We start from the raw sequence: 11,424 nt of genomic DNA, 5'->3' as shown, positions 1-11,424 counted from the left end.
GTATCATGTCCATCGGCCAGCGCGCCTGGGCCCATGAGTTCTGATCAGTGAGAGTTGGTATGAGGCATGTTTTGCGACGTTACCCGATGTTAGACGCGTTCAGGTGAAAAGCTAAGTGCTGTCGCGGCTTACGGCCGAAAGACGTGCGAGAAAGTTGTGGACCGTTAGCCCCACGCACATTTCTTAAAATCTTGCGGCCGCAAGGCTGTGCGGGTTCGAGTCCCGCCGTCCGCACCAACGGCTTTCCGACGCATCTCCCGATCATGGGACCTCGGCCGTCAGCGGTCCTGGCGCGTCGAGCGGATCGCGGTCGCGCGGGATCCATCCCGGAACAGCGCTCCCGCTCGCGCCGTTTCCTCCCGGCATCTTCAGGAGGTTGTTTCATGGGATATCGCATCGTGCTCGCCGCCGCCCTCGCGCCCGGCCTGCTACTCGGCGCGGCCTCGGCGGAGGCCAAGGGCTGTATCAAGGGGGCGATCGTCGGCGGTGCGGCCGGCAGCATGGCCGGTCACGGCAAGATGGGGGCGGCCGCGGGCTGCGCCGTCGGGCACCACAAGGCCAACAAGAAGGACCAGCAGGGCGCCCAGGGCCAGGGTCAGGGTCAGGCGCCGCAGGGCCAGTAGGCCGGGCCAGGGGAGCGCGACGGGCCGAGCGGCCGGCGCGCTCCCGCGCGGCACTCAGTTGCAGACCCGGCGCACCACCATGTCGCCGTCCTCGTTGATGAAGCGCTTGACGTAGCAGGCGCCGTAATAGGCCGGCACGACGCTGACGAAGCGCGGACCCCAGCCGAAGCGGCCGCCCCAGCCGCCATGGTGGTGATGCCCGAAGCCGCCGAAGCCGCGGCCTCCGAAGCCACCCCCGAACCCGCCGCCGAACCCGCCTCGCGCGGACGCCTCGGTGGCGCCGAGCGCCGCCGCACCGACCGCGAGCGCCGCAGCGAGAAACCGAACCGAACGAACCATCTTGAGCCTCCTGTCTGTGTTCGGCCGAGGGGTTCGGCCGCGGAGGCTGGTATGATCCGATCGGGCGGCGGCGACTGTGATCGGGCTCACGCCGGTCCGGGCGGGGAGGCTCAATCCTCCGGGATCTCGCCCGGGGGCAGCAGGTCCTCGTCCGGCGGCACCGGCGCGTGGCGGGCTTGAGCCTGGATTCGGGCCTGGGCCTCCCGGGAAGGCGGCGGAGCGGGCTTGGCCGCCACGAGGGGCGCGGCCGAGGCGGGAAGGATGTCCTCGGCCCGCTTGAGGTCCACCACCTGCGAACGCGTCGCCGGGACGCGGTACCCGAGGGATCGGGCCGTGCCGGGCAGGTCCCGGACGGCGGCCTTGCCGACCTCGGGCCCGTGGCAGATCGCGAAATAGGTCGCGGTGAAGTTTGTGTAGCGGCGCACCGTCTCGCGGGAATCCTCGGTGGCGAAGGGGGCGAGCAGGATGCCCACGGTGCGGCCCTGCTTCTCGGCGATCACGGCGGGCCGCGTCGGCGAGCAATAGACGTAGCCGCTTGCCTCGGCCCGGGGGACGCGGCCGCTATAGCTCGCGTGGAAGGTCTTCAGGCGCGTCCGCTTCAGGCTGCCTTCCGGGGTTGTCCGCACCGGATCGACCGAGACGATGCTGAACTCGTCGCAGCCATCCGGCTGGCACAGGCCCCGAATCAGGTCGGCCGACCCGCGATCCTGCGCCGAGGCGCCGCGCATCGCGGCGCCCTGCAGCCAGGCCGAGCCCGCGATCAGGATCGTGGCGAGAAGAACTCTTGCGTGCATTCAGGACCCTCCATTTCCGTGGGCCGGCGGTAGGGGCGGAGTTTGACGCTGCCGTGGCGAGGCGCAGCCGGGCGCCCTTGCGTACGGCGGCAGACGCGCCCGGCCCGGGCAGCGCTTCCGGTCGCGGCTCCGACGACGTCACAACCTGGAAGTGGGGCAACGCGTCGGCGCGGCGGGATTCACCCGGGCCGGCCGGCCCTCTTCTTGCGTTACGGCCTGCGGAGATGTCCTATTCCCAAGGTTCTCCAGACAAGGTTCGCCCATGTATCCCGCACAGCTTCGTCCCGCGCGCAGCCCCCGTGCCGCCCGCTTCGCCCTGGCGGCTCTTCTGCTCGGGGCCGTGGGCGCGCTGCCCGGCGCGCCGCTCCAGGCGCGCGAGATGCCGGAGGCCGGCAGCGCGACGGAGGCCCGCAAGCCGAACGTGGTGATCCTGGCGACCGGCGGCACCATCGCGGGGGCCGGGGCGGATGCCAGCAACAGCGCCACCTACCAGGCCGCCAAGGTGCCGGTGGACAAGCTGATCGCGGCGGTGCCCGCCATGGCGAACGTCGCCAATGTGCGCGGCGAGCAGGTCTTCCAGATCGCCTCCGAGAGCTTCACGGATGCCCAGCTGATCCAGCTGGGGAAGCGGGTCTCGCAGCTCCTGAAGCAGGACGACGTCGATGGCGTCGTCATCACCCACGGCACCGACACCCTCGAGGAGACGGCGCTGTTCCTGAATCTGGTGGTCCGCAGCGACAAGCCCATCGTGGTGGTGGGCTCGATGCGGCCCTCGACCGCGATCTCGGCGGACGGCGCCCTCAACCTTCTCGACGCCGTGACGGCGGCCTCCAGCAAGGAGGCGGTCGGCAAGGGCGTCCTCGTCACCATGAACGACTACATCCAGGCCGGCCGCGACGTGACCAAGCGGACGAACATCGTGCCGAGCGCCTTCTCGAGCCAATGGGGGCCGCTCGGCATGGTGGTGGAGGGCAAGACCTACTTCTTCCGCGCCCCCTACAAGCGCCACAACACGAGCTCCGAATTCGACATCGACACCATTGACAGCCTGCCGCTCGTGGCCATCGTGTACGGCTCGGGCAACATGTTCCCGGGTGCCTACACGGCCGCGGTCGATGCGGGCGCCAAGGCGATCGTCAATGCCGGCACCGGCAACGGCTCCGTCCCGGGTTACCTCGTCGACACCCTGAAGGACGTCCGCCAGAAGGGCACCCTGGTGATCCGCTCGTCGCGGGTCGGCGACGGCTTCGTGCTCCGCAACGCCGAGCAGCCCGACGACAAGTACGACTGGGTCGTCGCCCACGATTTCAATCCGCAGAAGGCCAAGATCCTGGCCGCGGTGGCGCTGACCAAGACCAGCGACACCAAGGAATTGCAGCGCATCTTCTGGGAATATTGAGGCACCGGAGCCCCGGCCGGCCCCTCGTCCGGGCCGGCCGGGGTCCCAGCCCCTTCCAACCCGCCGCCCCGCGCATAAGTGATCGGAAGGGCGGCCAGCAGGGTAACTGGCGCTTCGTGTAAACGTTTACAACAGCCGCTGGCGGGCCTACAACGCGCCGACCGGCCGGGGTCAGCAGGGACCCGGGCTTCCCGACGGAAGGATGAGGAATGACCGAGATCCATCCCGAGATCGCGGCCGTCACCGCCCGCGTGATCGCGCGCTCGCGGGACTCGCGCCGGGCCTATCTCGACCTGATCGCGCGCGAGCGCGAGACCGGCGTGCATCGCCCGAGCCTCGCCTGCGGCAACCTCGCCCACGGCTTTGCCGCCGCCGGCGAGGACAAGGCGGCGATCCGCTCCGGGCGGACGATGAATATCGGCATCGTCACGGCCTATAACGACATGCTCTCGGCTCATCAGCCCTACGGGCGCTACCCGGAGCAGATGAAGATCTTCGCCCGCGAGCGCGGCGCCACCGCCCAGGTGGCGGGCGGCACGCCGGCCATGTGCGACGGCGTCACCCAGGGCCAGCGCGGCATGGAGCTGTCGCTGTTCTCGCGCGACACCATCGCGCTCTCCACCGCGGTGGCGCTGAGCCACGGCATGTTCGACGGGGCGGCCCTCCTCGGCATCTGCGACAAGATCGTGCCGGGCCTGCTGATCGGCGCCCTTCGGTTCGGCCACCTGCCGGTGATCCTGGTGCCCGCCGGCCCGATGCCGTCGGGCCTCGCCAACAAGGAGAAGCAGCGCATCCGCCAGCTCTACGCGGAGGGCAAGGTCGGGCGCGAGGAACTCCTCGAATCCGAATCCGCCTCCTATCACGGGGCCGGCACCTGCACCTTCTACGGCACCGCCAATTCCAACCAGATGATGATGGACGTGATGGGCCTGCACATGCCGGGCGCCGCCTTCATCAATCCCGGCACGAAGCTGCGCCAGGCGGTGACGCGGGCCGCCGTGCACCGCCTCACCGAGATCGGCGCCGACGGCAACGATTACCGGCCGCTCGGCCGCTGCGTCGACGAGAAGGCCATCATCAACGCCGTGGTCGGGCTCCTGGCGACCGGCGGCTCGACGAACCACGCCATCCACCTGCCCGCCATGGCGCGGGCGGCCGGCATCGTCCTCGACTGGGAGGATTTCGACCGGCTCTCCGCGGTCGTGCCCCTGATCGCCCGGGTCTACCCGAACGGTGCGGGCGACGTGAACCACTTCCACGCGGCCGGCGGCATGAGCTTCGTGATCGCGAGCCTGATCGATGCCGGGATGCTGCACGACGACATCCTGACGGTCTCCGGCACCCGCCTGCGCGACCATGCCCGCGACCCCAGGCTCGCGGGCGAGGAACTGGTCTACGAGGAGGCGATCACCGAGAGCCTCGACGACACCATGCTGCGCCGGCCCGGCTGCCCGTTCCAGCCGGATGGCGGCATGCGGCTCGTGCGGGGCAATCTCGGCCGCGCCACCTTCAAGACCAGCGCGGTCGAGGAGCATCGCCGCACCATCGAGGCGCCGGCCCGGGTCTTCTCCGACCAGGACGACGTGCTCAAGGCCTTCAAGGCGGGCGAGCTGGAGCGCGACGTGATCGTGGTGGTGCGCTTCCAGGGCCCCCGCGCCAACGGCATGCCCGAGCTCCACAAGCTGACGCCGCCCCTCGGCGTGCTGCAGGACCGCGGCCACAAGGTCGCGTTGGTGACGGACGGGCGCATGTCGGGCGCCTCCGGCAAGGTCCCGGCCGCGATCCATCTCAGCCCGGAGGCGATCGGCGGCGGGCCGATCAGCCGGATCCGCGACGGCGACATCGTGCGGCTCAGCGCCGAGGAGGGCCGCCTCGAGGTGCTCGTCGACGCGGAGGAATTCGCCGCCCGCGAGGCCGCAACGGCGCCGCCGCCCGCCTCGGGCACGGGACGCGAGCTCTTCGCCTTCATGCGCCAGGGGGCGGACGGGGCCGAGCAGGGCGCCTCCGCGATGCTCGCCGCCGCCGGCCTCTGACGCCGACCCGAACCAGAATCCTCGGAGAATCCCATGTCGACGATGAGCATCGACGCGCTGATGCGCTCGGTCTCGGTGATCCCGGTCCTCGTGATCGAGGATGCGGCCCATGCCGAGCCGATCGCCCGCGCCCTCGTGGAGGGCGGGCTGACGGCCCTCGAAGTGACGCTCCGGACGCCCGCTGCGCTCGACGTGATCCGCGCGATGGCGCGGGTCGAGGGCGCCGTGGTCGGGGCCGGCACGGTGCTCAACCCCCGCGACCTCGATGCCGCCCTGGAGGCGGGCGCCCGCTTCATCGTCAGCCCGGGCCTCACGGCGCCGCTGACCGAGGCCGCGATCGAGCGAGGGGTGCCCTACCTGCCGGGCGTGGCCAACGCGGCCGACATCATGCGCGGGCTCGACCACGGGCTCGATCGCTTCAAGTTCTTCCCCGCCGAGGCCGCCGGCGGCATCAAGGCCCTGAAGGCGCTGGCCGGGCCGTTCGGGCAGGTGCGCTTCTGCCCGACGGGCGGCATCAGCGAGGCCAATGCGCCGGACTGGCTCGCCCTACCGCCCGTGCTCTGCGTCGGCGGCAGCTGGGTCGTGCCGGCGGGCAAGCCGGACGTCGGCGCGATCCGGCGCGCCGCCGAGGCAGCCTCCCGGCTCCGCCAGGCCTGACGCCGTCGCGCGACCGTATCGGACACGAAAACGCCCGCCGATCCGTGAGGCCGGGCGGGCGTTTCGCCTGAGGGGTCGCGGGTTGCCCCGCGCCCGATCAACAGCCGTCGTTGGCCGCCTGCTGCGAGGCCGTGGGCTTGCCCTCGGTCTGCTTCTTGACGTCGCTCGCGGAGGTCGCGGTGGACGAGCCGGCATTGTTCATGGCGCCGACTGTGCCGGGCGATTCCGCCTTCGCGCCGGGCGAGACCTTCGCCTGCGAGCCCGGATCGACATTGGAGCTCGTATCCTTGTTGGCCTGGTTGCCGACCGTGGTGCCGGTCGTGCACGGCGCCGCGAAGGCAGCCGAGGACATGAGCAGGATGGCGCCGGTCAGTGTCGTAAGCTTCCGCATGCGTTCCTCCATTGGAATTAACGCAGGGCAAACGATGATTTCCGGCGACGGTTCCAAAATAACCGCGAAATCTTGCCACGAGATCTGGCGCTTTTTGCGCACATCTCCCGATCGATGCAGCGCAAAACGGTAGTGCGGCAGTGCAAACTGAACCGTATTCGCGGCCCGTTTCGTCTAAAACTTGACAATCGCGACCGCGATAATTCTGCGGCTTCCGTGGGTGCTGAGAGCCCACATGGTGTCTGTACCGGAACGCGGCGGCGCGATGCTTTCGCGCCGCCCGGTTAAGCTTTACTGGGCCGGGACCGGCTGGCGCAGCTCGCGCGGCACGAAGCGGCCGTCGGGCCCGGCCTGCAGGTCGAGGCGGTTGTCGTGGTGCTCGAGGAGCGTCGAGCGGTGGCCGATCGACACGATGGTGGTGTCCGGCAGTCGCTCGCGCAGCATCCGGTAGATGTTGGCCTCGCTCGGCTCGTCGAGGGCCGCGGTCGATTCGTCGAGGAAGAGCCAGGCCGGCTTGGCCAGCACCGCGCGGGCGATGGCGAGGCGCTGCTGCTCGCCCCCCGAGAGGCGCTGGTCCCAGGCATCGACCTCGTCCAGCCGGTCGACGAGCTGGGGCAGTTGCGCGGCCGTGAGGGCGTCGCGAATCGCCGCGTCGGTGAATTGGTCGGTGGTGTTGGGATAGACCACGGCCCCGCGCAGGCTGCCGAGCGGGATGTAGGGGCGTTGCGGCAGGAGCAGCGCGGACTGGCCCTTCGGCACGTCGATGCGGCCCCGGCCGAAGGGCCAGATCCCGGCAATCGCCCGGAACAGGGTGGACTTGCCCGAGCCCGAGGGCCCGGTGACGAGGGTCGCGGCGCCCTTGGCGAGCGAGATCCTGTCGGCCTGGAGGATCTCGCGGCCGTCGGGCAGCGCCAGAGCGAGGCCGGTGGCGGTGACGTCGGCCCGGGTCTCGTTGCCCTGGGCGAGGCCGTAGCCCGCGCCGGACAGGGCCTCGGCCTTGGTCATCGCCCGCTTGAACGAGGCGAGGCGGTTGGTGTTCGCCTTGTAGGCGGCGATCGTCACGTAGGAATTGATGAAGAAGGACAGCGAGGATTGCACGCTCGAGAAGGCGTCGCCGGTCTGCTGGAACTGCCCGAGGGTGATCTTCTTGAGGAAGTACGAGGGCGCGGCGAGGATATACGGGAAGACGACGCTCAGCTGGCTGTAGGAGAGCGTGAAGCTGCCGAGCTTGATCCGCCGGTAGATGATGCCGAGATAGTTGTCGATGATCTCGCCGAACAGGCTCTTGAGGCGCACGCTCTCGGCGCGCTCGCCGCGCAGGAGCGCGATCTGCTCCGAGTAGATGCGCGAGCGGGCGAGCGAGAAGCGGAAATCGGCCTCCACCTTCTCCTGCCGGAAATCGAGCCCGATCAGCGGCCGGCCGATCACGTGCGTCAGCCAGGTGCCGATCACGGCGTAGCCGACCACAAGCCAGACCAGGAAGCCCGGCACCACCGTGTCGGTGAATGGCAGCACGAAGTCCCGCGACAGGCCCCAGAGGATCACCATGAAGGAGACCAGGGTCGCGGCCTGCGAGAGCAGGCGGATCGAGAGCGTCGTCGTCTGCGAGATGAACAGGTTGACGTCGCTCTGGATGCGCTGGTCCGGGTTGTCCGCGTGCTCGCCCGTGAAGGGGATGCGGTAATGGGTGCCGCCATCGAGCCAGCGCTCGTAGAGGCTGCGGGTGAGCCAGGTCCGCCAGCGCAGGTGGAGCGAGGCATCCACGAAGGTATCGAACATGCCGATGATCACCCAGATCGTGGCGAGCGGCCCGAACACCCAGATCAGCTGGTACCAGAACACGTCGGCCTGGTATTCCTGCAGCGCGTTGAACAGGTCCCGGAACCAGAAGTTCAGGCGCAGCTGAAGCGCCACCTGCGCGAAGGTGATGAAGATGGACAGGGCCACGAGGCGCTGACCGACCGTGCCCTCCGTGGCTCCGAAGAAGCGGAATGGGCCGATCTCGCGGGTCGGCGCGTCGCGGGAGGCGAAGTAGGGATCGGCGATGAGCGTGATGTCGCGGATCGGGCCGAGATACGAGATGCCGAGCACGATCGCGGCGAAGACCACCGCGCCGGTGGCCGCGAAGGCGGGGGGCAGGAGGGCGGCGAGCGTCGGCGGGAGAAGCCCCATCGCCGCAAGCGTCTTGCCGCCCGCGAGCACGAGGTAGCCGACGCCGTAGACCGAGACGAAGACCTTCAGGTAGGCGGAGAGATGGGCGGAGGCGAGCAGGATGCCCGCCATGACGAAGCCGGCGAGCGAGACGTAGAGGGGCGGGGAGGGCACCCCGGGTAGCGCCAGCAGCACCAAGGCGAAGATCGCCGTGAGGACGGCCTGAAGGCCGAGCCCGCTCCTGATTGCGGCCACGCGGATCTCCCGATTGCTTCGCTGCGCCGGGCCTGCTGCCGAGCCCGACCGGCCGCCCATGACGGCGCCTCATGGCGAGATAGTGGCGCGGCTCCCGGCTTGTCCCGTGAATTTTTGGTCATGGTACGGTGCCGGGGCCCGGTGGGAGCGCGGATGCGCCGCGCCCCGGCGCGGCATGCCGCGCACAGGACGGCATGCCGCGCCTGGCCGGCGCGGCTACTTCCAGTCCCAGTCCCAATCCTCGTAGCCCGGCTCCTTGCAGCGGTAGCCGATCGGGCATTGCGGGTTGTCGCGCGTGGGAGCGAAGCGCAGTTCGGCGATCTCGGTGAATTCGCAGAAGCTGCGATCCCGCACGATGCGCTCGGCGGCATTGCCGCCGGTGCTCAGCACGACCGCGCCCTCTCGCTTCACGAGGTTCATCACGTCCATGCAGGTCTGGCGCGGCGTCGCCGAGCGATTCTGCCCGCTCGCCGGCATCGCAGTCGCGAGGCCGAGCAGCAGGGCGAGGGCAGGGCGTCTCATCGCGGGGGGTCGGGCGCCTTGAACTGTATCGAGGGCGCAAGCATGGCAGTTTCCGCCTTGGGCGGGAAGGGGCCGCGGCCCAAGCTGCCCTGTGCGCGCCGCAATCGGAGAATTTAGGGGATTTCCCAAGCGCGAAGACGCGTTAAGATTTCGCTCAACGCGAACTTGACGGATAGGGCCGGCGCGCGGTCACAACTCGCGGTAGCAGGAACCCGTTCGATGTCCGAACTCTCGATCCTCAATATTGACGCGGTGCGGGCGGCCCCCCTGAGCCACGAGCCCTATCGCTATGCCCTGGCGGACGGGGTGCTGAAGGACGAGGCGATCGCGGAGATCCGCCGCGATTTCCCCGACATCGCCAAGCCCGGCTATCTCACGGTGGACGAGGTGGCGCTGAAGGGGCGCTTCAAGGCCCTGATCGACGAGCTGGAGAGCGACGCATTCTCCAAGATCCTCGGCGACAAGTTCGGGGTCGACCTCGTCTCCTGCCCGCGCCTCACCACCATCATGAAGCGCTCGCAGCCCAAATACGGCTCGATCCACACCGACGGCCCGTCGAAGGTGCTGACGCTCCTCGTCTACATGAACGACGCCTGGGACGCCCCGACCGCCGGGCGCCTGCGGGTGCTCTATGACGGCCAGAACTACGCGCCCTTCGCGGTCGAGGTGCCCCCCACCATGGGGACGATGTTCGCCTTCCTGCGCGCCGACAATTCCTGGCACGGCCACGAGCCGTTCGAGGGGGAGCGTCGGGTCGTGCAGGTGGCGTGGCTCAAGGATGCGGCGGAGCTGGAGCGCAAGAAGAAGCGCAACCGCACGGCACAATTCCTGAAGGGCATCTTCGGGCGCTGACGACGGGACCGGGGGGGCGGGACGATGGCGGTGGGGATCGAGGCGGCCCTGACCGGTCCGCCGCAGGGCGGTGACCGGCTGGCGGGCCCGAGGGCCGAGGCGCCGCGCATCGGCATGTCCAGGGGCAGTCTGTCGATGCTCCTGCTGCTCGCGGCCGGCTGGGGCGCCCTGTTCAGCTACAGCGCCGTGTTCCTGGCCGAGGACATCCCGCTGCGGCCGGTTCCCGCCGACGCCCTCGGGGCGGTTCGCGCGGAGGCCGCCTCCTTCGAGCTGCCGGCCGAGCTCGCCCGCCCGGTCGGGCCGGCGCTCCGCCGCCGCGCCGAGGCTCCGCCGCCGGACGCGGCCCCGCAGCCTCAGCGCGTCGCCCTGCCGGGGCCGGGACTGAGTGCTGCCCCGGCTGCCGTCGCGCCGCCCGCGCCGATGCCGGCCGAGCGCGCCGAGTATGTGGGCATCTGGGGGCCGACCGGTGCGGCCTGCGGGGCGCGCTCGCGCCGCCGCGGCTTCCTGCCGGCCACGATCACCCAGGACGGAGCCCGGGCCGGGCGCACCATCTGCAGCTTCCACGATGGGCGCCGCAGCGGCAATGCCTGGGTGATGGCGGCCGAGTGCAGCGATCGCGGGCGCCGCTGGTCGTCGCAGGTCCGCCTCCTGGTCGAGGGCGACCGTTTGACCTGGACGAGCGGCAAGGGCAGCTCGTCCTACGTGCGCTGCGCCCGCCGGGCCGGCTGATTCGCCCTCCGCCGGATCGCTCTCACCTCCGCGGCGGGCTCGCGGCCTTCCTCAAGACCAACGAAAAAGGGGCCGCCTCTCGGCGACCCCTCGTCTTTGGTTCTGGGAATGGACCTCTTAGAAGTCCATGCCACCCATGCCGCCGCCGCCCGGCATCGCCGGGGCGCCGCCATCCTTCTTCGGAGCGTCGGCCACCATCGCCTCGGTGGTGACGAGGAGGCCGGCGACCGAGGCCGCGTCCTGGAGCGCCGTGCGCACGACCTTGGCCGGGTCGACGATGCCGGCCTGGATCATGTCCACGTACTCTTCGGTCTGGGCGTTGAAGCCGTAGGTCTCGGAGCCCGTGTTGTCGGTGATCCGGCCGACCACGATCGAGCCCTCGACGCCGGCATTGCCGGCGATCTGGCGGATCGGGGCCTCAAGCGCCTTCAGGACGATCTTGATGCCGGCCGCGACATCGGCGTTGTCGCTGGTGAGAGCCGCGACCGCCTTCTTGGCGCGGAGCAGCGCCGTGCCGCCGCCGGGAACGATGCCCTCCTCGACCGCCGCGCGGGTGGCGTTGAGCGCGTCGTCGACGCGGTCCTTCTTCTCCTTGACCTCGACCTCGGTCGCGCCGCCGACGCGGATCACCGCGACGCCGCCCGCGAGCTTGGCCAGACGCTCCTGCAGCTTCTCGCGG

General features: G+C 70.1%; 12 protein-coding genes. 6 read left to right on the top strand and 6 right to left on the bottom strand.

Going from position 1 to position 11,424, the window contains the following annotated elements; all coding sequences use genetic code 11:
- The first annotated feature begins 383 nt into the window (after positions 1-383).
- Positions 384-623, top strand: coding sequence for a hypothetical protein (locus F6X53_RS31060; RefSeq protein ID WP_151005632.1), 240 nt, complete (start codon positions 384-386; stop codon positions 621-623).
- 54 nt (positions 624-677) lie between these two features.
- On the opposite strand, the gene F6X53_RS31055 is transcribed toward F6X53_RS31060, so the two are convergent.
- Entirely contained in the window at positions 678-962 is a 285-nt protein-coding gene (locus F6X53_RS31055) for a sulfur globule protein precursor (RefSeq protein WP_151005630.1), read from the bottom strand.
- A 110-nt stretch (positions 963-1,072) separates the two neighbouring features.
- The gene (locus F6X53_RS31050) at positions 1,073-1,756 is read right to left on the bottom strand and encodes a hypothetical protein (RefSeq protein WP_191971080.1); all 684 of its coding nucleotides are present in this window, start codon (positions 1,754-1,756) and stop codon (positions 1,073-1,075) included.
- A gap of 262 nt (positions 1,757-2,018) precedes the next feature.
- Between F6X53_RS31050 and F6X53_RS31045 the strand changes: the two genes are divergently transcribed.
- From F6X53_RS31045 to eda, 3 genes are all read left to right on the top strand, one after another.
- Positions 2,019-3,155 carry an asparaginase gene (locus F6X53_RS31045; RefSeq protein WP_151005628.1) on the top strand — a complete coding sequence of 379 codons (1,137 nt, stop codon included), beginning with the start codon at positions 2,019-2,021 and terminating at the stop codon, positions 3,153-3,155.
- A gap of 209 nt (positions 3,156-3,364) precedes the next feature.
- Positions 3,365-5,188, top strand: a complete 1,824-nt coding sequence (gene edd, locus F6X53_RS31040; protein WP_151005626.1) for a phosphogluconate dehydratase — start codon at positions 3,365-3,367, stop codon at positions 5,186-5,188.
- 33 nt (positions 5,189-5,221) lie between these two features.
- A complete protein-coding gene (gene eda, locus F6X53_RS31035) occupies positions 5,222-5,845 on the top strand; it encodes a bifunctional 4-hydroxy-2-oxoglutarate aldolase/2-dehydro-3-deoxy-phosphogluconate aldolase (RefSeq protein WP_151005624.1) in 624 nt (207 codons plus the stop codon).
- 97 nt (positions 5,846-5,942) lie between these two features.
- On the opposite strand, the gene F6X53_RS31030 is transcribed toward eda, so the two are convergent.
- The 3 genes from F6X53_RS31030 to F6X53_RS31020 all read right to left on the bottom strand — a co-directional run bounded on the left by F6X53_RS31030 (position 5,943) and on the right by F6X53_RS31020 (position 9,164).
- Positions 5,943-6,236, bottom strand: a complete 294-nt coding sequence (locus F6X53_RS31030; RefSeq protein WP_151005622.1) for a hypothetical protein — start codon at positions 6,234-6,236, stop codon at positions 5,943-5,945.
- A gap of 291 nt (positions 6,237-6,527) precedes the next feature.
- Positions 6,528-8,642 (bottom strand): ABC transporter ATP-binding protein/permease, encoded by a 2,115-nt coding sequence (locus F6X53_RS31025; protein ID WP_151005620.1) that lies wholly within the window; start codon positions 8,640-8,642, stop codon positions 6,528-6,530.
- A gap of 216 nt (positions 8,643-8,858) precedes the next feature.
- Positions 8,859-9,164 (bottom strand): hypothetical protein, encoded by a 306-nt coding sequence (locus F6X53_RS31020; protein ID WP_151005618.1) that lies wholly within the window; start codon positions 9,162-9,164, stop codon positions 8,859-8,861.
- Between the two features lie 219 nt (positions 9,165-9,383).
- Here F6X53_RS31020 and F6X53_RS31015 point away from each other — a divergent pair, with 219 nt between their 5' ends.
- Positions 9,384-10,016, top strand: coding sequence for a 2OG-Fe(II) oxygenase (locus F6X53_RS31015; RefSeq protein WP_151005616.1), 633 nt, complete (start codon positions 9,384-9,386; stop codon positions 10,014-10,016).
- 24 nt (positions 10,017-10,040) lie between these two features.
- Entirely contained in the window at positions 10,041-10,745 is a 705-nt protein-coding gene (locus F6X53_RS31010; RefSeq protein WP_238296705.1) for a hypothetical protein, read from the top strand.
- Between the two features lie 117 nt (positions 10,746-10,862).
- On the opposite strand, the gene F6X53_RS31005 is transcribed toward F6X53_RS31010, so the two are convergent.
- A partial coding sequence (locus tag F6X53_RS31005) for a TCP-1/cpn60 chaperonin family protein (protein ID WP_280526088.1) occupies positions 10,863-11,424 on the bottom strand: 562 nt, incomplete at its 5' end.

The sequence above is a fragment of the Methylobacterium soli genome (genome assembly GCF_008806385.1).
GTDB lineage: Bacteria > Pseudomonadota > Alphaproteobacteria > Rhizobiales > Beijerinckiaceae > Methylobacterium > Methylobacterium soli.
This window is presented reverse-complemented; position numbering and strand designations above follow the sequence as displayed.